This is a genomic window from Microbacterium resistens, assembly GCF_021172025.1.
GTDB classification, from domain to species: Bacteria; Actinomycetota; Actinomycetes; order Actinomycetales; family Microbacteriaceae; genus Microbacterium; species Microbacterium resistens.
In genome coordinates, this window is the sequence record NZ_CP082781.1 from 2132640 (window position 1) to 2154016 (window position 21377).

Sequence of the window (21377 nt, forward strand, 5' to 3'; positions counted from 1 at the left end):
GAGACCCCCTCGTATCCGCGCGCGCCAGAGGGGGTGTCGACGGCCGGAGGGGGTCTCGGCGGGGGAAACGACGGCGTTAGAGTAATCGGCATGGTTGAAGTGCTGCGCACCGATGCACCCGTGCTCGTCATCGGCCTGGGCCGGTTCGGAGCAGCGTGCGCCGGGGAGCTGGACCGCCTGGACCGCGAGGTGCTCGCGATCGACGACAGCCTGGAGCTGGTGCAGAAGTGGTCGGAGCGCGTCACCCACACCGTGCAGGCCGATGCGCGCAACATCGACGCGCTGCGGCAGATCGGCGCCCAGGACTTCCAGGTCGCCGTGGTCGCCGTCGGATCGCTGATCGAGGCGTCCGTCCTCATCACCGCCAACCTCGTGGACCTCAAGGTCCCGCAGATCTGGGCGAAGGCCGTGTCCCAGTCCCACGGCAAGATCCTCGCCCGCGTCGGCGCGAACCATGTCATCTACCCGGAGCGCGAGGCCGGCGAGCGCGTCGCGCACCTCGTGAGCGGCCGGATGCTGGACTTCATCCGCTTCGACGACGACTTCGTCCTGGCCAAGATGTACCCGCCGAAGTTCATCCGCGGCGTGGGGCTGAACCAGTCCGGGGTGCGCTCCAAGTACAACGTCACCGTCGTGGGCGTGAAGAGCCCGGGCAAGCCCTTCCGCTACGCGGAGGCCGACACGGTCGTCACCAACCACGACCTCATCATCGTGTCCGGCACGAACAGCGACATCGAGCGCTTCGCCGCCCTCGACCGCTGATCCGGGTCCCGCACCTCCGCACAGCGCTGCGCCGGCGCGACCCGCTCCTCGCTCAACGACCGGGGCCGCCCCGCGCCACCGCGCGATGCCGCGTGCGCGCGCGTAGAGTCGGAAGCAGCGCGGAACCGCCACGGATCCGCGACGGAAGGAGGCACCGATGCCCGATCCCGACGCCCTCCTCGAGGGCATCTCCGCGCGCCTGATCGACGCGCCCCACCGCCGGGTCGGCGTCCTGGAGCGATCCGGCGACGCCGCCTCCGCCGACCCCGATGCGACGATCGTCTTCGTCCACGGCGACGTCGCCCCGGCCCTCCTCTGGCAGGAGATGATGCTGGACCTGCCCTCGGACCTTCGCGTGATCGCGGTGGATCTGCGCGGGGCGGCCGACCGCGCGCGTGCGACGGACGGGTCCGACGCCGGCGCCGTGCTTGACGTGTCCGCCGCCGTCGAGGACGTGCGCGCGGTGCTCGACGCCCTCGGGATCGCCACCGCGCACCTCGTGGGCTGGTCGACCGGCGGCGCCGTCGCGGTCCAGTACGCGTCGGAGTCCCCCGTGCTGAGCCTCACGCTCCAGGCTCCGCGCTCGGAGGACGTGGACACCGCCGGCCTCGCCGACTCGGACCACACCCCGCCGGTGCTCTGGATCCACGGCGACGACGACCGCGCGGCCGCGTCTCCCATGCGCGAGGCCCTCGCCGCGTACACCCGCGCCGGCGGGGACGTGACCGAGGTCGCGCTTGAGGGCGTGGACGGCGTGCCGCACCAGGAACGGCCGAGCGCCTTCCGCCGCGCGCTCCTGGAGCGCACCGGCTATCTCGGGCACCACCAGGACCCCGCTCCGCCGACCGAGGCGATCATCATCCCGTCCTCGAACTGAGCCCGGGGCGCACCGCCTCCGAGGATCCGTCTGGAGGCGGATGTCCGGGGCGGGGCGCGCATGGTGGGATGGAGGCATGACCGACCCCACGGCACCGCCCCCGGTGCTCGCCCTCCGTGCCCTCCGCAAGCAGTTCGGGGAGAAGGTGGCCGTCGCCGACCTCTCCCTCGACGTCCCCGCGGGATCCATGCTCGGGCTCCTCGGGCCCAACGGCGCCGGGAAGACGACGACGCTCGCGATGACGACGGGACTGCTGCGTCCCGACGCCGGATCCGCCTGGGTGCTGGGCGCCGACGTGTGGCAGGACCCGGCCGCAGCGAAGGCCCGGATGGGCGTCCTCCCGGACGGCGTCCGCATGCTGGACCGCCTCACCGGCGCAGAGCTGCTGCGCTACACCGGGCTGCTGCGCGGCATGCCCGAGACGGACGTCGTGACCCGCTCCGGCGAGCTGCTCGAGGCGCTCGGCCTCGCCGACGCCGGCGACACGCTCGTCGTGGACTACTCGGCCGGGATGCGCAAGAAGATCGGCCTCGCGTGCGCGCTCATCCATGCACCGCGCCTGCTCATCCTCGACGAGCCGCTCGAGGCCGTCGATCCCGTCTCCGGTGAGACGATCCGCCAGATCCTCCGCGCGTACGTCGCCGGCGGCGGCACCGTCGTGCTGTCCAGTCACGTCATGGAGCTCGTGGAGTCCCTGTGCGACCGGGTCGCGATCGTCGCGGAGGGCCGGCTGCTCGCCCACGGCACGCTCGAAGAGGTGCGCGACGGCATGAGCCTGCAGCAGCGCTTCCTGACCCTCGTCGGCGCCCATGACCTCGGATCGGAGACCCTGGCGTGGTTGCGCTCCTCGTAGGCCTGCGCTGGCGGCAGCTCGGCCACCAGCTGGGCCGGAACCCCTGGCTCATCGTCACGCTCGTCGTCACCGGGCTGATGGCCGCGGGGATGCTGGCGCTCCTAGCCGGAGGCCTCGCCGCGCTGCGCGTCGCCGCGCCCGAGGCGGCGGTGACGGCCATGGTGCTCGTGGGCGCCGTGATCGTGGCCGGCTGGTGGGTCGGATCGATCATCGTCAGCGCCGATGACGCTCTCGCCCCGGAGCGCTTCGCGCTGCTCCCGGTGACCGCGGGGGCGCTGCTGCCGGGCATGGTCGTCGCGGGGGCCACCACGATCGGCGGACTCGGCACGGCGCTGGCGCTCCTGCTGATGCTCGTCGGGTGGTCCGTGAGCATCCCGGCGATGATCGCCGCCGTCCTGCTGCTCCCCGTCGCCCTCGTGACGTGCGTCCTGGGCGCCCGGGTCGTCAGCGGTCTGCTCGCCCGATGGCTGGCCAACCGGCGCATGCGGGATCTCGTGCTCACCGTCGGGGTCCTCCTGCTGGCCAGCTCGGGCCTGCTCGTGAACATCGTGATCAGTGCGGTCAGCGCCGCGAAGGACGTCGCGACGGTCCTGACCGCCATCGCCGGCGTCGTGGCCTGGACCCCCCTCGGCGCCGCGTTCGGCGTCCCCGCGGCGCTCGTCGACGGCGATCTCACCGCGGCGGGGCTGCGCCTCCTCATCGCCCTGGCGACGGTGGCCGCCCTCTGGTTCGCCGCCCGCGGGCTGCTGGCCGCTCGCCTCGTCGCTCCGGTCGAGCTGCGCGGCGGAGGGCGGGTCCGCTCCGGGCGGATGCTCGACCGCCTGCTCCCGGCGACCCCGGCGGGAGCGGTGGCCGCCCGCACCCTCCGCTACTTCCGCCGTGACCCGCGACAGGTCATCAACGTGGTGATGATGCTGCTCCTTCCCGCGCTGCTCGTGGGGCTCGCGGTGATGAACGGACTGCGCGGGGACGCCTCGCAGCTCTCCCCGGCCACCGTGCTGATCCCCTCCGTCAACGCCCTGCTCATCGGGACGATCATCCAGATGGGGATCGCCTACGACAACGACGCGATCGCGCTGCACATCCACGCCGGGGTGCGCGGGACCGCCGACCGCGCGGGCCGGCTCCTCGGCTTCGGCATCATCGCCGTTCCGGTGACGATCGTCCTCTGCCTCGCCGCGTGCCTGCTCGTCGGACGGATCGACCTGCTCCCGGCGAGCCTCGGGGCGGCGATCGGCCTCGGCGCGGGCGCCGCCGGCGCCGGTGCCTGGGTGGGCGCCTTCCTCCCGGGACGCGCTCCGGCACCCGAGGCCAGCCCGTTCGGGCGCGGCTCCTCCGGCGGCGTGCAGTCCATGCTGGCGATGCTCATCATCACCCCGGTGGCCCTCGTGGTCGGCGCGCCGGCGTTCGGGTTCGCGATCGCGGCGATCTGGACCCCGTGGCTGGGCGGCGTCAGCCTCATCCTGGGCGTGGCGCTGGGCGGCGCCGCGGTGTGGGGCGGCGCGGTCCTCGGCGGGCGGATCCTGGACCGGCGGTGGCCCGAGATGCTCGCCGAGGTGTCCAGCGAGTCCTGACGCGGTGCCGCCCCGACTCGTCGGGGCGGCACCACGCGGACCGACGCAGGATCAGCCCTCGGCGGCCAGCTCCCGGGCCCGGGCGAGGGCCGCGTCGGTGGCGCGGGCGAACACGTCGTCCAGACGGGCCTCCTGGAGCACGGCGATGGCGCGCTCGGTCGTGCCCTTCGGGCTGGTGACGCCGCGGCGGAGCTCGGCCGGGTCCTCGCCCGACGCCTCCAGCAGCGCCGTGGCGCCGATGAACGTCTGCTCCGCGAGCAGACGCGCGTCCGCCTCGGAGAACCCCTTGCCGACGGCCGCCCGGGTGAACTCCTCGATGAGCAGGTACACGTAGGCGGGTCCCGATCCGGAGATCGTGGACAGGGCGTCGATCTGGTCCTCGGGGACCTCGACCACGGACCCCACGGTCTCGAACAGCGCCCGGACGAGCGCGACGTCCTCCGCGCGAACGTCCTCCGCGGCCGCGAGTCCCGTGACCGCCCGTCCCACCGTCGCCGGGGTGTTCGGCATCGCCCGCAGCGCGCTGACCCCCTCGCCGAGGATCCGACGGAAGGTCGCCAGGGTGACCCCCGCCGCGATGCTCACGACGAGCGCATCGGGACGAAGCCGGGGGGCGATCTCCGCGAGCAAGTCGGGGACCATGGCCGGCTTGACGCCGACGATGACGATGCGCGCCGATCCCGCGGCCTCCCGGTTGCCGTCCGGCTGCTCCTCGAGGGCGATGCTGCGCACGCCCGCGAGCCCGGCCAGCGGCAGCGCCCTGGCGGCCGTGCGGTTGGTCACCGTGATGCCGCCGTCGACGGGGATGCCCGAGGCGACGACGCCGCGGAGGATCGCTCCCCCCATCGAACCGGCGCCGAGGAAAGCGAGAGAGGGAAGCTGATCGACCATGCCGCCCATCCTAGGATCGGCCCCTGTGCGTCGGCTCGCCCGCAGACCCGTCCTCCGCGCGCGATCTAGACTCGGTCCATGAGTGCGACCGGCGGCGGCAAGGCGGTTCTCGCGGCGTTCCTGGCGAACATGGGGATCGCCCTGGCCAAGCTCGTGGCGTGGCTGCTGTCCGGCTCCGCATCGATGCTCGCCGAGGCGATCCACTCCGTCGCGGACTCCGGCAACCAGCTCCTGCTCATGCTCGGCGGGCGCAAGGCCCGCCGCCACGCGGACCGCGCGCATCCGTTCGGCTACGGCCGGGAGCGGTACGTCTCCGCGTTCGTGGTCTCGATCATCCTGTTCTCCCTCGGCGGCCTGTTCGCGATCTACGAGGGCGTGGAGAAGCTCACCCACCCGCACGCCCTGGACCCGGTCTGGTGGTGGCTGCCGCTCGTCGTGCTCGTGATCGCCATCGGGCTGGAGTCCTTCTCGCTCAGGACGGCGGTGAAGGAGAGCAACCGGGTGCGGGAGCAGGGGCAGTCCTGGAGCTCGTTCATCCGCCGGGCCAAGGCGCCCGAGCTGCCGGTCGTCCTGCTCGAGGACGTCGGCGCCCTCACCGGCCTGACCTTCGCCCTCCTCGGCGTGGGCCTGACCGTCCTCACCGGGAACTCGGTCTTCGACGCCCTCGGCACGCTCATGATCGGCGTGCTTCTGGTGCTGATCGCGATCGTCCTGGGGATCGAGACGAAGAGCCTGCTGGTGGGCGAGGGCGCGACCGAGGCCGATCACCGCCGCATCGTCGACGCCATCGAGTCCGGGCCCGACGTCGAGCGGCTCATCCACATCAAGACGCTGTACCTCGGCCCGGACGAGCTGCTGGTCGCCGCGAAGGTCGCTTTCCCCGCGGACCGGACCGTCCGCGAGGCCGCGAGCGACATCGACGCGATCGAGGAGCGGATCCGCGCCGCGGTGCCGATCGCGCGGGTCATCTATCTGGAGCCCGACGTCTACCGACCGTCCCGCGACCCGCAGCCCCCGACCGACGCCTTCGTGCTGAAGTCCGAGGACTGAGACCGGGCCGCACGCCATGACGGACCCGCTCGCCGACGCGCTCGCGCGCCCCGATCTCGCCGAGCACGCCCGGCACAAGCTGCAGAACGTGCGCGACGTGCTGCACGAGGACTCCCAGGCCCGTCTGCTGCAGCTCTTCTTCCTCGGTGACGAGCCGTACGCGACCATCGCGTTCGGCGACGTCGCCACCGCTGACCTCGTCGTGGTGGTGATGCACGGCATCGCGACCGACCTGTCCGAGCTGCCCAGCTGGGCGGACACGATCCGCCGTCTGTGCGCCGATGTGATCCGGGCCGTCACCGTGCGCGGCGGGTCGGCCCGCGTCGCGACGATCGCCTGGTTCGGGTACGACTCGGGCACGCACGCCACGGCGCTGGCCACCGCGCACGCGACGATCGGGGCGGCCCGGCTCGGCGCGGACCTGGATCGGATCCGCGCGGCGAACCCCACGGCGGCGATCGCCGTCGTCGGGTACTCGTACTCGTCGACGCTGTTCGGCGAGCTCGTCGTGCTGGGCGCGTCGTCCGAGGTGGACGCGGCCTTCTCGATCGGATCCGCGGGGCTCACACGGATGGCTGCGGGAGCGATCGAGGATGCGATCGCCGCGGGCCAGCTGATCTACTACGCGACCGAGGCGTCGGCCGACGCGGTCGCGCCGCTCGGGCGCTTCGGCCAGCATCCGGTCGATCCCCGCGACATCGAGGGCGCCGTCGTCTACGACGCGGACGGCGGCCCGGTCGCGGGCTCGGACGGAACCCGGGGGCTGGCGACGACCGGGCACGCCTCCCGCACGAGCGTCGACGAGCAGGGACGGACCGATCGCGGCTACTTCGACCCGCACGCCCAGGCGTACCTCTTCCTCGTCGAGCGCCTGGCCGACCTCGCCCTCCCCACGTGACGAGTGGTCAGTTTCTGCGGGTTCGAGCGCCGCGAACCCGCAGAAACTGACCACTCGGCGAACGGAGGGGGCGGGCTAGCGGCGGGACTCGAAGAAGGCGCGCAGCAGTGCGGCGGACTCCGCCTCGGCCACCCCTCCGACGACCTCGGCGCGGTACGGCAGACGGCGGTCGCGGAGCAGGTCGTACATCGATCCCGCGGCCCCGGCCTTGTCGTCCCACGCGCCGAACACGACCCGCGGGACGCGTGCCTGGAGGATCGCCCCCGCGCACATCGCACACGGCTCCAGCGTCACGACGAGGGTGCAGCCGTCGAGGTTCCAGGAGCCGCGCGCGGCCGCCGCGGTCCGGAGCGCGACGATCTCCGCGTGCCCGGTCGGATCCCCGGACTCCTCCCGGTCGTTGCGTCCTTCGCCGACGATCCGGTCCTCCGGGTCCAGGACGACGGCGCCCACCGGGATCTCCCCCGCGCGGGCGGCCTCGGACGCGAGCGTGAGGGCGCGGGACATCGCGTCGGCGTATCGCTGCATCCCGACCGTCACCATCGCCCTCCCGAGCCCGAGCGTCCTGGGTCCCGAGCCTACTGCCGCGCGCCGCGCGCCGGACCGGGGCGGCGGACCGACCCGCGGCGCACTAGCCTGTATCTATGCGAGTGCACGTCGCCGACCACCCCCTCATCACCCACAAGCTGTCGGTGCTGCGCGACGAGCGCACTCCGTCACCGGTGTTCCGCCAGCTGACCGAGGAGCTCGTGACGCTGCTCGCCTACGAGGCGACCCGCAACGTCCGGGTCAGCCCGATCGAGATCACCACGCCCGTCACCACGACCACGGGCGTCAAGATCTCCGAACCCCGGCCGATCGTGGTCCCGATCCTGCGCGCCGGGCTCGGCATGCTGGAGGGGCTCGTCAAGCTCCTCCCGACCGCGGAGGTCGGGTTCCTCGGAATGGTCCGCGACGAGGAGACCTTCGAGCCGACCACCTACGCCGAGCGCCTCCCCGACGACCTCAGCGATCGCCAGTGCTTCGCGATCGACCCCATGCTCGCCACCGGCGGATCCCTCGCCGCCGCCATCCAATTCCTCTTCGACCGCGGTGCGGAGGACGTCACGGCGATCTGCCTCCTGGGCACCCCCGAGGGCGTGGCGACCATCGAGAAGCTCGTCGGCGATCGCAACGTCACCCTCGTCCTCGGCGCCCTCGACGAGCGTCTGAACGAGAAGGGCTACATCGTCCCCGGTCTCGGCGACGCCGGAGACCGGCTCTACGGCACCGTCTGATCCCTGGCGCTGCCCGCGCCGCCGCGCGCTGGTTCCCTGATCCCGCGCCCGCCTCGTCCCCGACGATGCCGCGGACGGCGACCGGTGGCGGCGTTCAGAGCCGGATCGAGTAGGACCGCTCCTCGCCGAAGCGCCGGAACCCGGCACGCGCGAGGATCGGGGCGGGGGTCCCGACCCTGCCCTTCACGAGCGCGGTGTCCGCCCCCTCCTGTGAGCGATGGATGGACAAGGTCGTGGTCACGGAGTGCCGTCGACGAAGCCTGCCACCGCAAGTGGAACGGTCAGGGCGCGTACATGCGCCTCACGAACCGTGCCGACGACCTGGTGATGACGGACGGGATTCGTGTCCAGGACCGCCATCATGGCGAGGTTGTGTCCCCCAAAAGACCGACATCGTTGGTGAAGGATCGCGGGTAAGCTGGCGAGCTCATCTATCGAAGGAGATGGTATGAGTAAGTCACATATCCGGCTCGGCGCTGCGATCGGGGCGACGCTGTTCGCGGCTTCGCTGTTGGCGCCGGCTGCAGCATACGCGTCGTCAGATGCCCCGACCCCGCCGCCGGACGAGGCGCAGGTGACGTTGCGCGCGGCGACTCCGGCGGACACCCCGGTGATTCCGGACCCAGGTGAAACCATCGTGCTCACGGACGAGGACGGGACCGTCACGACGGTCACCTCCCTGAGCGCAGCGTGCACGGTCACGATGAGCGCCGAGAAGCCGGAGCTCCAAAGCGCGCCCCGACGCGTGGTCGCGACTGTTTCCATGGCGGTGGAGAGCGGATGCACAGACGACAAGGCTTTCGTGGGGAAGATCGAAGCTCGCAGTGACATGGGCGGATGGTACGAGAAGAGCAACACCGTCGGACCGACCGTCTCTCCCGGCGGGTACGGCAGCATCAACGTCTACTACGACTGTCCGGGGACGGGCTACCAGCAGCTCCGGGCTGCGGCGTTCAACACGCCATCTGGAGTCGGAAGCCCCACCGCGTACAGCAGGGACGGCGCATACCCTTGCGGATGAGGTACCGAACATGACTCTCAAAGCAGGAGACCGCACGTCGTCCAAAGGAGGTACGGGCTCGCTCATCGTAGGCATCGTTCTCGGCGTCATCGGGGCGGGCATCGCCGCCTACGTCTCGGGTCTACTGGTGCTCGCTGGCATCGCCGGCGAGACCAGCAGCCCCGGCACAAGGCTGCTCAGCGCGCTAGGAGTCATTGTGCTGGTGGCCCTTCTCGTTCTCGCCGGGACCCGGGTGCGAGCATTCGCACTAACCAGCGGAATCGTCCTGCTGGCCCTTTCGGTCGTGCTCTTGAGCATGGCAACACCGTCCCTCGGAACCGACAGTTCGTTGCCTGGAGCGCTCACCGCCGGGTGCCAGGTAATGCTCACCCCAGCGCTAGGCGCATCACTGCTTATTCTTGGCCTCGTCGGACGAAAGCGACGTCCGTAGGACGCAAAGTGTTAAACCATCGCTCGCGCGCCCGCTCCATGGCGGCGGCACCGTCTGGCGTTCAGAGCCGGATCGAGTAGGACCGCTCCTCGCCGAAGCGCCGGAACCCGGCGCGCGCGAGGATCGGGGCGGAGGTCTCGATCCTGCCCTTCACGAGCGCGGTGTCCGCCCCCTGGGCGGCTCCCCACCGCAGCCGTTCCGCCAGGACGGCCCGGTAGGCGCCACGACCACGCACCTCGGGCAGTGTCGCCGCGCCCCACAGCCGCAGGAACCCGTCGACGACGGTGCAGCCTCCGGTGCCGACCGGTCGCCCGTCGATCCGGGACAGCACCCGGCAGCCCTCTCCGGACTCGAGCGCGGTCGTCACCTCCGTGTGCTCCGCGCGCAGTCCCTCGGCGTCGAGCGGAGCCTGCTCCCAGACGGGGACGTTCACGGCGTCCACGTCCCGCACCTGATCCATCGTCCGCACGATCTCGACGGTGACGTCGTCCGGCACCGGGATCGGATCCCCGGGAAGCGGACGGGCGAACACGGTGACCGTGTCGTCGTGCACGGCGCCGATGCGCCGGAGCTCGTCCTCGACGTCCGGCCGGTCCGCCGCGCCCGCCCAGACGACGAGACGGTTCTCGCCCCAGGCACGGGTCCGGTCGATCGCGAGCGACACGACCTCCGCCGCATCCAGGTCCGTGTCGATCCGCGACGCCCGGACGCCGCCGCCGAAGCGCGCGGGGTAGCGCACGAGGTGCAGGTGCTGGTCGTCATGCTCACTGTCCCGCGGGTGCCACACCCAGGAGGCCGACGCCCGCGCGATGTCGTCAGGCGACCGCATGGGCACCGCCTTCACGGTCCGCACCCACCAGGCGGGCGAACGCGCTGAGCCGTGCCACGCCCTCCGGCGTCCACGGCAGATCGTCGAGCAGGGCCGGCGAATGCACGAGGTATGCCACGGCCTTGGCCCGCGACACGGCGACGTTGAGGCGGTTCTGGAGGAGCAGGAAGTCCGGTCCGCGTGGTGCATCGCGTCCGCTGGACGCGGCGAGCGAGGTGATCGAGACGACCGCTTCCTTGCCCTGGAAGTTGTCGACGGTTCCGACCTCGACGTCGCCGAAGCCGGCCGCCGACAGCTCCTCGTGGATCAGCTGCTTCTGCGCGTTGTACGGGGCGACCACGATGATGTCCGACGTCCGCAGGATCCGCGCCGGTGCGTCGGGATCCTCCATCGCGTCGCGGTACGGGCGCCCGACAAGATCGGCCACGATCCGGACGACCTCCGCCGCCTCCTCGGGCGACTGCGTCGCGTTGCCCCGATGCCGTACGGCGCGGACGTGGAGCCCGGGCTCGACCCCCTCGATGATCCGCCGCTCGGCGCCCGGCGCGGAGGCGAGGCGCCCCGCGTACGACAGCCGCGAGACGGGGGCCGCCACCGCGGGATGCATCCGCCAGGAGCGCGCGAGGAACGTGCCGTGCCCGGGGTCGATGACCGCGCGCCCCGCCATCACCCACCCCAGCGCCGAGGTGTCGACCGGCTCGGGGTGCGCTCCCTGGCTCACCTGCGGCAGCTGCTGCGGATCGCCGAGGAGGAGCAGCCGCTGCGCCGCCGCGGCGACGGCGATGGTCGAGGCGACGGAGAACTGCCCCGCCTCGTCGATCACGAGGAGGTCCAGCGCCTTGCGCTCCACGCGGCGGGTGTTGGCGAAGTCCCAGGCCGTTCCCCCGACGACGACGCCGCGGCCGGCGTTCTCGCCGAGGAACGCGGCCATGCCGTCCTTGCGGATCACCGTGTACGCCGGTTCGTCGCCGTCGCCGCCGTTCTTCGGGGCCTTCGCGACCTGAGCGGCGGGGACCCCGGCCGCGACCACGCGGTCGAGCAGGTTCTCCACGATCGCGTGCGACTGGGCGACGACGCCGACGCGGAAGCCGTGCTCACGGACGAGCCGGGCGATCACCTGGGACCCGGTGTAGGTCTTGCCCGTGCCCGGAGGTCCCTGCACGGCGAGGTAGCTGCGATCCAGGTCGAGGATCCCGCGCACGATCGCTTCGGCGGCCCCGCCGTCCTCCGCGATCGGCAGCGGTGCGCCCGAGATCGTCCGCGGCGGGATGCGCCGCAGCACGTCGGTGGCCGCGTCCTCCGGGAACCCGGGCGCGGCCGCGTGGACGGCGCCCGCCCACTCCTCGATCGCGCCCTGCTGCGCGCCGACGTGCGGGGGCGCGGCCGGACTGAGGGCCACCGGGAGCTCTTCCCACGTCTGGCCCTGCACCGCGCGCTCGCAGACGACCAGCGCGTCCTCGCCGACCTCCACGACCTCGACCTCGTGCGGCACGTGGATCACCCGCGACGGGAACTCGCCGTCGAACGGCGCCGGCACGGCGTACAGGGCGAACGGGCGGGCGCCGACCCCGATCGTGCTGCCGGGGGCCAGCTCGCCGCGCAGCGCGATGGTCCGCGTCAGCACCCGCTTGCCGTCCTCGATCTCCCAGTCGCCGACCGCCGCGGACCGTTCGGGATCCACCCGCAGCACGTCGCGCGTCGACTCCCAGAGGGACACGGGCTCGCGCAGCCGCTGGAAATGCGCGACCCAGAAGTTCTTCGCCTCCCTGGGGTAGTAGTCGATCGCGGCGGCCGCGACGCGATAGATCTCGCCGTCCCGCTCCTCCTCGTCGGCGCGCTGCGCCTCCGACTGCAGGGCGACCGACAGCGGCGACGGCTCGTAGGCCCTGGTCTCCGGGTCGTCCGGCGGCGCGGGCAGCACGCGCTCCTGGCGCGCGAGATCCACGAGCCAGTTCCGCAGTCGTCTCGTCGAGACGCAGTCGTAGCGGTTGTAGTCGGCGAGGTCCTCGAGGATCGCGTCCGCCTCCGTGGTCCGCCCCTCCGCCGCGAGCGCGCGTGCCTGAACGTACTGCACGATCGAGTCGTCCCCCTTCTGGACGTCGCTGGTACGGACCTCCGCGCCCATGTACAGCGGCTCCAGCTTCTTGATCGAGTAGGACCGCGAGCCGACCCGCACCGCTCGGAGCACCAGGGGATAGAGGTCGACGAAGACGCCCTCCCGCAGCAGCCGGTCGACATCCGCCTCCCCCACGCCGTGCCGGGCCGCCATGGCCGCCAGGTGCGAGGTCTCGTACGGGGCGTAGTGATAGATGTGCAGATCGGGGTGGGTCTGCCGGCGCAGCTTCACGAAGGCGAGGAAGTCGAGCAGCGCCTTCTTCTCGTCGGCGAAGGTGTGCGCCCACAGCGCCGAGTACTGCTCGGCGTCGTCCACCCAGCCGAACAGGTAGTCCAGCCCCCACGGCGCATCCGGTGCCGCCTCGGTGTAGAGCGGGTCGCCTTCGAAGTCGAAGAACAGGTCGCCGCGGCTCGGGCGGGGGAGCATCCCGATCGCGTTCGCGGACACGAGCTCGAACGTCGGCGCCTCGCCGGGCTCCGTCGGCGCCGCGACCTGCAGGCGGGCCTGAGACCGCAGGGCCGTGAACGTCTCGGTGCTCATCCCCTCGGGCGCCTCGGCGGCCGCGGCGAGGGCGTCGATCGTCGTGATCCCGGCGGCCCGCAGACGCTGACGCTGGACCGGCCGCATGCGTGCGACGAGCAGCAGGTCGCGGTGGGCCTCCACCTGCTCGTCGCACGTCGCGCACCGGCCGCACGCGACGATCTGGAGATCGCCGCGGTCGTCGCCCCAGGCGAGCGGCGCGCCGGCCTCGGCCTCCTCGATACGTCGGTCCGCGATGATGCGCCGCAGTCGGGCTCGCCGGACGTGGAACAGCGGGAGCAGGTCGTCGACGGCGTGGGTGCTGACCGAGCGGTCCCCGAGGATCAGGTCGACCTCGTCGGCGCGCGGGATGCCGAGACGGTCGAGCTGATCGACGTATGCGGCGAGCTGCATGAGCGCGGTCACCCGCGCGTGCCGGGCCAGCTTCGAGTCCTGCACCCGCCAACGGCCCTCATCGTCGCGTCGCAGGAAATCCGCGAACCCGACGAACTCCGGCGTCGAGAACGCGGCCTGGAAGACCACGTCGGCGTCCGACCGCAGCGCGCGCTCCGTCTCCGCGACGACCGCGGCCAGGGCGTCCGGGTCGGCGGCGGAGACCTTGGGCAGCTCCACGACGCCCGGACCGCCGCCGGAGGCCGTCCCGAACCGCGCGACGTAGTCGCCGAGCACCGCGAGCTCGTGCGCGTCGCCGAGCTCGGCGGCCCGGCGCAGCGTGGCGTCCTCGGGATCCTCGACCGCGGGCACACGACCGAGCTTCGCGTCCAGCGCCCTCGCCCAGGCGAACTCGCATTCCGCGGCGAGCTTGAGGTCCGTCGCGCTCCAGACCACCCGCGTCGTCCCGCCGGAGGAAGCGGGATCGGATGCGGGGATGACGCGCACAGGGACTCCTTGCCTCGGGTGGCGCGGCCTCGTCCGGCCGCTCCTGAAACCCTAGACCGCCCCGCGGACATCCCCGCCGACGGGGCTCAGGAGCTCAGCGCCACCAGGCGTCGTCCGGCGTCACCGGAAGGTGACGCTTGTGCGCCGTCGCGAGGTACTTGCCCTCGAGACGCTGCGCGGCGTCGGCGGAGATCTCCCGTCCCTCCAGGTAGTCGTCGATCTGCTCGTACGTGAGGCCGAGCTCGTCCTCGTCGGAACGGCCCGGGTTGCCGTCCAGCAGGTCCGCGGTCGGCACCTTGAACGCCAGTCGGTCCGGTGCGCCGAGCTCCTGCAGCAGCGCCCTGCCCTGTCTCTTCGTCAGTCCCGCCAGCGGGGTGAGGTCGGCGGCGCCGTCGCCGAACTTGGTGAAGAAGCCGGTGACGGCCTCCGCGGCGTGGTCGGTCCCGATCACGAGCATGCCGCGGTGCCCGGCGATCGCGTACTGCGTCACCATCCGCAGCCGCGCCTTGATGTTCCCGCGCTGGAAATCGCTGATCTCGCCGACGCCTGCGGCCTCCAGGTCCGTCTCCAGCCCGTCCACGCCGTGTTCGATGTTCACCTCGACGCGCTCGTCGGGGGCGATGAAGTCCAGGGCCGCCGCGGCGTCGTCGGCGTCGTGCTGCACCCGGTAGGGGAGCCGCACGGCGATGAACGCCGCCTCCCCGCCCTGCCCCCGGACGCGCTCGACGGCGAGCTGCGCGAGACGCCCGGCGAGCGTCGAGTCCTGACCGCCGGAGATGCCCAGGACGTAGCCGCGGGCGCCGGTGCGCGCGAGGTAGTCGGCGAGGAACGCCACGCGGCGTTCGATCTCGGCGTGCGGATCGATGTCGGCGCGCACGCCGAGGGCGTCGATGATGTCCTGCTGCAGGGTCACGGCAACTCCGTTCGTCCGGTCCAGTATCCGCCTCGTCACGTTACGACGGTATGAACGACGCCGGGGTGGGATGCCCGGGAGTGGCAGGATGATCCGGTGAGACTTCTCGTCGCCGCCCTCGCCTCCGAACTGTCCGCGTTCCCGGCCGAAGAGGGCTTCAGCGATGCGCTTCCCGGTTTCGAGCGCCTCGTCACCGGCCCCGGCAAGCTCCAGGCCACGTACGCGCTGACCATGGCGCTGTCCCGGCGCACGTACGAGGAGGTCGTCGTCGTGGGGACCGCGGGGGCGATCGATCCGGATCTCGACGCGGACGTGCACGAGGTCGGCACGGCGATCCAGCACGACGTCACCGACATCGACGGCATCGTCGGGCAGCACGTGTCCCTGCCCGCGCGCGTCTCCACCGGACGGGACGGCGTGGTCATCGCCACCGGCGACCACTTCGTCGACGACGCCGAGGCGACGGCGACCATCCGGCCCCTCGGCGCCGTGCTCGTCGACATGGAGACCTACGCGTACATCTGGGTGGCGCAGCGCTTCGGGGTGCCGATCCGCGTGCTGCGCGCCGTCTCGGACCGTGCGGAGGACGGTGCGCTCACCGACTGGAAGGCGGCGCTGGACCGCTGCAGCCGTCAGCTGCGCGAGCGCATCCGCACCGACTACGGCGTCTGACCCGCGCCTTCCCCGGCGCCCGGCCCGACCGACCGGGGAGCGTCGATCACGCTCGGCCCGTCCGGCGTGGCTCGCACCGTCAGCTGCGCGGGGATCTGCTCCTGCATGGCCTCGACGTGGCTGATGACGCCGACGGTCCGGCCTCCCTGGCGCAGCTCGTCCAGGGTGCGCATGGCCACCTCCAGGGTGTCGGCGTCGAGCGATCCGAAGCCCTCGTCGATGAAGAGCGTGTCCAGCCGGATCCCCCCGGCCCGCGCCGTCACGACCTCGGCGAGCCCCAGGGCGAGGGCGAGAGAGCCGAGGAACGTCTCGCCGCCGGAGAGGGATCGGGCCGGCCTCGTCTGACCGGTGAAGGCGTCGAACACGACGATCCCGAGCCCGGAGGCGGCGCCGCGCGCGGCCAGCGCGTCGGAGTGGCGCAACTGGTAGCGCCCGGAGGACATGTCCTGCAGCCGGAGCGTGGCCGCGGCCACGATCTCCTCCAGCTCCGCGGCGAGCACGAACGTCTCGAGGTTCATCTTCCGGGTGTTCTCGCCGCGTCCGGCCAGGGTGTCCGCGAGCCCGCGCAGCACGTCGAACTCCGCCTGCTCCTCGGCTGAGACGGCGTGCTCCGCCTCGGCATCGTCGACGAGTCCCCGCAGCCGCGCCGCGGTCTCCTCCGCCCGCGCCGCGTCCCCCACGGCGAGCTTCCACGCCTCGCGGGCGTCCGCGGCGGCGCGCGTCACCGGATCCAGGTCGATGGGCTCCTCCGGGAGCATCCGCAGCTCGAGGTGCAGAAGGGTGTCGCGCTCCTTCTCGCGCTGCACCGCGTGGGCGGTGAGACGGCTCTCCAGCGCGGCGAGCTCCGTCGGCGCGAGCAGGGCCGCCTCGGCCGCCTCCGCATCGGCGAACGGCGAGTCCTCCAGGGCGCGCCTCTGCGCGGAGAACGCCTCCTCGGCCGCCGCGGTGCGTGACGCCCGCTCCTCGCTCGCCGCGGCCGCGTCGACCGCCGCAGCGATGGCGCGGCGCAGGTCATCGAGGCGCTCCGCGACGCTTTCGTGCTCCCCGCGCGCCCGGGCGATCTCCGCGTCGGCCTCGGCAGCGCGCTGCTCGCATCGAGCGAGCCTTTCCCGAGCCTCCGCCAGTGTCCGGACCGCCTCATCGTGACGCGCCCCGTTCTCTTCCCGGCGACGGTGGGCCGCGGTCAGCGCGCGCTCGTGCTCCTCGGCGCGCGCGGCCGCGGCCTGCGCGGCCTCCCACGCCTCCCGGGCACGGTCGCGCTCGTCCTCCGCCTGGGCGACCGTACGGCCCCCCGCCCGTTCGGTCACCGCCGCCAGCTCCGCCCGGACGGAGGCCTCGCGCTGGACCGCCTCGCGCTCCGCCGACGCCGCCGCGTCCCGGACCGCCTCGGCCTGCGCGACATCCTCGGCCGAGACGGGGTCCGCGTGCTCCGCCGGGGCGGGATGCTCGGTCGAACCGCAGACGGCGCAGGGCTCTCCGGGGACGAGAGCCGACGCCAGCTCCCCCGCGAAGCCGTCCAGACGACGCTGCCGGAGAGCGGCGACGACGCCCTGCGCCCGGGCGCTCTCGCCCGCCGCGGCGGCGCTGCGGCGCTCGGCCTCGGTGCGCTGCTCGTCCAGCCGCTGCACCTCGGACGCGGCGCGGAGGCGCGCGGCCGACTCCTCCTCGGCGCGACGGAGGTCGTCGACCCGGTCGCCCTCACGGCGAGCGGCGTCACGGAGGACCGTCAGCTCGAGGATCTGCGCCGGCAGCTCCTCGCTCTCACGCTCCACAGCGGCCAGCTCCTCCGCGGCCTCCGTCGCCTCCCGCCGTGCCTCGGCGAGCTCACGTTCGCGTTCCGGGTGGCGCTGTTCGAGGTCCGCGGCCCTCTGCCAGGCGCCGCTCTCCCTCGTCCGCTCGGAGGCCCAGGCACGAAGGGCGGCGGCCTCCGCGTCGGGACCGACGGTCTCGTCCGCATACCGCTCCCATGCCGCTCGGGCCGCGTCCTCCGCCTGGACCGCCGCCTTCTCGGCCGCCTGCGCGCGCGAGGCCGCCATGAGCACGGCCCGCAGCGCCTCGGCCGACCGCGCTCGGTCCCGCCGCTCGCGGTCCTCGGCGACGCGCTCCGCCTCGGCGTCCAGCGCGGCGAGCGCCGCGCGCGCACGGTCCCGTTCGGTCTGCGCCTGACGTTCCTCCTTCGCGGTCGCAAGACGCTCATCCGCGGCGGCGAGCGCCGACTCGGCGGCGTCTCGCTCCGCGCGCAGCCTCTCGACGCGGTAGTCGGCGCGCGCGAGCGCCCGCCGCAGCGCGGCGATCCGTTCGGGCGTGCTCCGTGCGCCGACACCGGTCGGGGCAGCCTCGCCTGTCCCCTCGTCCGAATCGGATCGCCGCGGCTCTCCGGCGGGCGTCGGATCTCCGACATCGGCGCCGTCCTCGTCCCCTGCGGCGGTACGACCGTGCAGACCGGCGCCGTCCACGATCCGCTCGGCCTCCGCCAGCCGCGCCTCGACCGTCGCCCGGCGACCGCCCAGCGCCGCCTCCGCGGCACGGCGTCGGTCCTCGAACCGGGTCTGGTAGTCCTCGAACCGCTCGGTGCCGAACAGGCGGCGAAGCAGGGCGAGCCGATCGCGGCTGTCGGAGAGCAGGAAGTCGGCGAACCGGTTCTGCGCGAGAAGGATGACCTGCAGGAACTGCTCCTGGGTGAGTTGAAGGATGTCGGCGAGCTCGTTCGCCACGTCGACCGCCCGAGCGGCGCGGCCGACCCACCCGGCATCGGTGTGCTCCTCCAGGGCGACCGCGGCCGCCTGCTTGGTCAGACCGCCGCCGCGTTTGGCCGGTCGGAGGTACTCCGGCGAGCGCGTGACCCGGAAGCGCCCCGCGACCGTGCTGAACTCGACGACGACCTCCGTCGGGTCCTCCGGCTCGCAATGATCGCTGCGCAGCCGCTTCTCGCCGCCGTCGTACCGCGGGACCCCGCCGTACAGACCGAAGCAGACGGCATCGAGAATGCTCGATTTCCCGGCCCCGGTGCGTCCGGCGATGAGGAAGATGCCGTCGTCCGAGAAGGCGTCGAAGTCGATGACCTGACGGCGCAGGAACGGCCCGAAGCCTTCGATCTCCAGACGATGCAGTCGCACTAGACGAGTGCCTCTGCCCGGACCCGGTCGTCCACGACCTCCTGGATCAGGAGCCGTTCCGCCTCGCTGGGCCCGACGCCCGCGCGCACGTGGGAGAGGAACGCGTCGATCCGGTCCGTGTCGGTGAGGGCGGCCCGCAGCCGCTGCGCGTACGAGCGCTCGTCGCGGGCGTCCGCGCCGGCCGGCTGGTGCTGGACCAGTGCGCAGAAGGGGAAGCGCTCGCGCAGGCGCCGCATCGGCTCGTGCTGAGGCACGGCGTCCGTGTAGACCGCGCAGACCCAGTCGTCCGCGTGCGCCGCCGCGTTCTCCTCGGAGAGGATCTCGTCCAGCGGTCCGGTCAGGGTCACGAGCCGCCGCGGCACCGGCAGGGCGAGCCACGTGACGTCCGCGAGCCCGTCGGCGTCGAGCTCGACCAGCCAGGAACCGCGCTCCTTGTGCTGCTCGCCGAAGCTGTAGTGCAGCGGCGCGCCCGCGTAACGGACGCCTTCGCTCAGCGTCTGCCGCCCGTGGATGTGCCCCAGCGCCACGTAGTCCGCGCCGTCGAACACGGACAGCGGCACCATGTCGATCCCGCCCTGTCGGATCTCCCGCTCCAGCCCGACGGTCGCGTCCACTCCGGCGGCGAAGCAGTGCGCGACGACGACCGATCGCCCGGGGTGCGCGTCCTGCCCCGTCCGCACGAGCGACATCGCGTGCGCCAGGGTCTGCGCCTGCGTGCGCAGCGGGGGCGCCTCGGCGTCCTCGGCCCAGTGCTGACGGACGATCGCCGGCTCGAGGTAGGGCAGCCCGAAGAACCGCACGGGGCCGTGCTCGTCCTCGATCGTGATCGGCGTGGCGATCCCCCGCGGGTCCGTGACGACGTGGATGCCCTCGCGCAGCAGCCGGGACTGGAAGCCGAGCCGGGCGGCGGAGTCGTGGTTGCCGCTGGTCACGATGATCTGCGCTCCGGCGTCGTGCACTGCGGCGAGGGTGTCCGTGAGCAGCGTGTAGGCCGGCGCGGCCGGGGTCGCCGAGTCGAAGACGTCCCCCGCGAGGAGGACGACGTCCACATCGTGCTCCCGCACCTGCGCGACCAGCGCGCCCAGCACCTCGGCCAGCGCCGCGAGCGTCGAGTGCCCGTGGAACGTGCGGCCGATGTGCCAGTCGGAGGTGTGCAGGATCCTCATGCCACCCACGGTACGGAGAGGGTCCGACATCGCCGCTGAGGCGTGCCGCGAACCCGTCCGCCGCCCCGCGGGTCGGGGACGCGGCGCCGCGCCCGCTCCGGGGAACCGGACGGAAGATCCCCTGACCCGCCCTCGTCCGAGGACCGGCACACGGTGGTGCGACCTGCGCGGTGCGCGATCACCTGTGCGGGGTGCGGGGCTGCGCTGTGCGAGACAGGGGCTGCCCTCCGCCCGACAGGGCCGGATTGACCCTCCGGCAGGGTTCGTGCCCGCTTCCTCGGACTACCGACTTCCGTCCGCTCGACCTCACTCCCTCAGATCGTTGGTCCAGTTGGCCTGCTGGATCCGCGTGTCGAGCTCGCGCAGCTCGCGCGCGACATCGTCGGCCCGGGCGCGCAGCTCGGCGACGGGCAGCGCGGGGAACTGGCGCAGCTCGGAGCGCATCTGCCGCATCAGCCCGTTGGAGCCGGACGCGGCGGCGGCCGCCTCCGTGAGAAGGGCGTGCCGCAGGCGCAGCACGTCGCGCGCCGCGAGCGCGTCGGTCATGGTGCCGTCGGCGCCGAGATCGAGGCCTGCATTGGTGGCGTTGATCCGTCGGATGAGGTCGCGGAGGCGTTCCAGCGCCTCCTCCGCCTCCGCCAGCAGCGCGCCGGCGTCCTCCGCGGGCTCCTCCCCCTCCTGGAACCGCGCGTTCGTCGCGATCCGGGATCGGAGCTGCTCGATGCGGCGCTGCAGGTCCGCGCGCGCCGCCAGGGCCTCGGCGAGTCTCATGCCGTCATCCTCGCATCCCGTGGCGCCGCCTGTCTCGGCCGTGCCCCGGCCGGGCGCGCGGCGATCATGACGCTGTGTTACGCACCCCGCCTCGGCCGTGTCCCCGCCGCGCGGCCGTCAGCGGACACGCAGGAGGGAGGCGTGCTCGGGGTGCGCGGCGAACCAGTCCGCGACGTACCAGCACACGGCGTCGACCTTCCGGTCCCCGCGCGCGGCGATGTCCGCCACCGCGCCCGCCACGACCCGTGCCGCATGCCCGGAGCCGCGGAACGTCGGGATGGTGAAGGCGCGGGTGAGCGCGATGGTGCGCCCGTCGTCGCGGAAGTCCAGGACGCTCAGCAGCTCCCCGCCGCGGGTGAGGGTGTACCGCGACGCGTCGTCCTCCTTGGTCACCAGGTACTCGGTGTCATCCGTCTTCGTCACGCCGCCACGCTACGCCCCGCCGCCGGGGTCGGGGGCCGGTTCGCCTCGTATGTGCTCATCTCCGCGGAGAGCCCGTTTTGACACATGCGGACACCGTCGGTAATAATCGGCCCCATGACCACCAACGCACGCCCCATGTCCGCCCAGGAGGCGAACGGGACGACCGGCATGATGATGGCCGGCCGCGTTGGCATGTGTTGCCGAATGTGCTGCTGAACGATTCAGCCACCCGCCCGACTCGCTCTGTCGTGATCTTCGCGAGCTGAGTCACCGAGCACCCACCCGCGTGCTCGCCCCGGCCCTACCGGTCACTTCCGCA

Annotated in this window: 20 protein-coding genes; 10 read left to right on the forward strand and 10 right to left on the reverse strand. The window is 72.8% G+C overall.

Annotation, left to right across the window (positions count from 1 at the left end; translation table 11 throughout):
- Nucleotides 1-90 precede the first annotated feature (90 nt).
- The 4 genes from K8F61_RS10165 (at nucleotide 91) to K8F61_RS10180 (ending at nucleotide 4066) form a co-directional block, all read left to right on the forward strand.
- A complete protein-coding gene (locus tag K8F61_RS10165) occupies nucleotides 91-762 on the forward strand; it encodes a potassium channel family protein (protein ID WP_067246661.1) in 672 nt (223 codons plus the stop codon).
- A gap of 157 nt (nucleotides 763-919) precedes the next feature.
- Nucleotides 920-1639 carry an alpha/beta fold hydrolase gene (locus tag K8F61_RS10170; RefSeq protein WP_231818912.1) on the forward strand — a complete coding sequence of 240 codons (720 nt, stop codon included), beginning with the start codon at nucleotides 920-922 and terminating at the stop codon, nucleotides 1637-1639.
- Between the two features lie 76 nt (nucleotides 1640-1715).
- Nucleotides 1716-2492, forward strand: a complete 777-nt coding sequence (locus K8F61_RS10175; RefSeq protein ID WP_067246655.1) for an ABC transporter ATP-binding protein — start codon at nucleotides 1716-1718, stop codon at nucleotides 2490-2492.
- Complete coding sequence (locus tag K8F61_RS10180) at nucleotides 2474-4066, forward strand: hypothetical protein (RefSeq protein WP_231818913.1); 1593 nt, start codon at nucleotides 2474-2476, stop codon at nucleotides 4064-4066. The genes K8F61_RS10175 and K8F61_RS10180 overlap by 19 nt, the downstream gene beginning before the upstream one ends.
- A gap of 51 nt (nucleotides 4067-4117) precedes the next feature.
- Here K8F61_RS10180 and proC read toward each other — a convergent pair whose 3' ends face one another.
- Nucleotides 4118-4957 carry a pyrroline-5-carboxylate reductase gene (gene proC, locus K8F61_RS10185; protein ID WP_219085325.1) on the reverse strand — a complete coding sequence of 280 codons (840 nt, stop codon included), beginning with the start codon at nucleotides 4955-4957 and terminating at the stop codon, nucleotides 4118-4120.
- Nucleotides 4958-5035: 78 nt separating this feature from the next.
- On the opposite strand from proC, the gene K8F61_RS10190 reads away from it, so the two are divergent.
- Entirely contained in the window at nucleotides 5036-6007 is a 972-nt protein-coding gene (locus tag K8F61_RS10190) for a cation diffusion facilitator family transporter (RefSeq protein WP_067246647.1), read from the forward strand.
- A gap of 16 nt (nucleotides 6008-6023) precedes the next feature.
- Nucleotides 6024-6905 (forward strand): alpha/beta hydrolase, encoded by an 882-nt coding sequence (locus K8F61_RS10195; RefSeq protein ID WP_231818914.1) that lies wholly within the window; start codon nucleotides 6024-6026, stop codon nucleotides 6903-6905.
- Between the two features lie 75 nt (nucleotides 6906-6980).
- On the opposite strand, the gene K8F61_RS10200 is transcribed toward K8F61_RS10195, so the two are convergent.
- Nucleotides 6981-7412: a nucleoside deaminase gene (locus K8F61_RS10200; RefSeq protein WP_231818915.1), complete on the reverse strand. Its 432-nt coding sequence runs from the start codon at nucleotides 7410-7412 to the stop codon at nucleotides 6981-6983.
- A 137-nt stretch (nucleotides 7413-7549) separates the two neighbouring features.
- Between K8F61_RS10200 and upp the strand changes: the two genes are divergently transcribed.
- Entirely contained in the window at nucleotides 7550-8182 is a 633-nt protein-coding gene (gene upp, locus K8F61_RS10205) for a uracil phosphoribosyltransferase (RefSeq protein ID WP_067246642.1), read from the forward strand.
- Nucleotides 8183-8276: 94 nt separating this feature from the next.
- On the opposite strand, the gene K8F61_RS10210 is transcribed toward upp, so the two are convergent.
- Nucleotides 8277-8423: a hypothetical protein gene (locus K8F61_RS10210; protein WP_231818916.1), complete on the reverse strand. Its 147-nt coding sequence runs from the start codon at nucleotides 8421-8423 to the stop codon at nucleotides 8277-8279.
- Nucleotides 8424-8630: 207 nt separating this feature from the next.
- Here K8F61_RS10210 and K8F61_RS10215 point away from each other — a divergent pair, with 207 nt between their 5' ends.
- Together K8F61_RS10215 and K8F61_RS10220 are read left to right on the forward strand one after the other, a co-directional pair.
- Nucleotides 8631-9203 carry a hypothetical protein gene (locus tag K8F61_RS10215; RefSeq protein ID WP_231818917.1) on the forward strand — a complete coding sequence of 191 codons (573 nt, stop codon included), beginning with the start codon at nucleotides 8631-8633 and terminating at the stop codon, nucleotides 9201-9203.
- A 10-nt stretch (nucleotides 9204-9213) separates the two neighbouring features.
- Entirely contained in the window at nucleotides 9214-9633 is a 420-nt protein-coding gene (locus K8F61_RS10220; RefSeq protein WP_231818918.1) for a hypothetical protein, read from the forward strand.
- A 61-nt stretch (nucleotides 9634-9694) separates the two neighbouring features.
- On the opposite strand, the gene K8F61_RS10225 is transcribed toward K8F61_RS10220, so the two are convergent.
- From K8F61_RS10225 to nadE, 3 genes are all read right to left on the reverse strand, one after another.
- Nucleotides 9695-10462, reverse strand: a complete 768-nt coding sequence (locus K8F61_RS10225) for a GNAT family N-acetyltransferase (protein WP_231818919.1) — start codon at nucleotides 10460-10462, stop codon at nucleotides 9695-9697.
- The gene (locus tag K8F61_RS10230) at nucleotides 10449-13997 is read right to left on the reverse strand and encodes a TM0106 family RecB-like putative nuclease (protein ID WP_231818920.1); all 3549 of its coding nucleotides are present in this window, start codon (nucleotides 13995-13997) and stop codon (nucleotides 10449-10451) included. The genes K8F61_RS10225 and K8F61_RS10230 overlap by 14 nt, the downstream gene beginning before the upstream one ends.
- Nucleotides 13998-14091: 94 nt before the next feature.
- Nucleotides 14092-14910, reverse strand: a complete 819-nt coding sequence (nadE, locus tag K8F61_RS10235; protein WP_231818921.1) for an ammonia-dependent NAD(+) synthetase — start codon at nucleotides 14908-14910, stop codon at nucleotides 14092-14094.
- Between the two features lie 96 nt (nucleotides 14911-15006).
- On the opposite strand from nadE, the gene K8F61_RS10240 reads away from it, so the two are divergent.
- Nucleotides 15007-15582: a phosphorylase family protein gene (locus K8F61_RS10240; protein WP_219085322.1), complete on the forward strand. Its 576-nt coding sequence runs from the start codon at nucleotides 15007-15009 to the stop codon at nucleotides 15580-15582.
- Here the strand turns inward: K8F61_RS10240 and K8F61_RS10245 are convergent.
- The 4 genes from K8F61_RS10245 to K8F61_RS10260 form a co-directional block, all read right to left on the reverse strand.
- Nucleotides 15570-18698: an AAA family ATPase gene (locus tag K8F61_RS10245; protein WP_231818922.1), complete on the reverse strand. Its 3129-nt coding sequence runs from the start codon at nucleotides 18696-18698 to the stop codon at nucleotides 15570-15572. The two genes, K8F61_RS10240 and K8F61_RS10245, sit on opposite strands and share 13 nt — an antisense overlap.
- Nucleotides 18698-19864, reverse strand: coding sequence for an exonuclease SbcCD subunit D (locus K8F61_RS10250; protein ID WP_231818923.1), 1167 nt, complete (start codon nucleotides 19862-19864; stop codon nucleotides 18698-18700). The genes K8F61_RS10245 and K8F61_RS10250 overlap by 1 nt, the downstream gene beginning before the upstream one ends.
- Before the next feature lie 306 nt (nucleotides 19865-20170).
- On the reverse strand, nucleotides 20171-20635 hold the full coding sequence (locus K8F61_RS10255) for a DIP1984 family protein (RefSeq protein WP_067249262.1): 465 nt from the start codon (nucleotides 20633-20635) through the stop codon (nucleotides 20171-20173).
- 117 nt (nucleotides 20636-20752) lie between these two features.
- Nucleotides 20753-21058: a GNAT family N-acetyltransferase gene (locus tag K8F61_RS10260; protein WP_231818924.1), complete on the reverse strand. Its 306-nt coding sequence runs from the start codon at nucleotides 21056-21058 to the stop codon at nucleotides 20753-20755.
- Nucleotides 21059-21377: the final 319 nt, after the last annotated feature.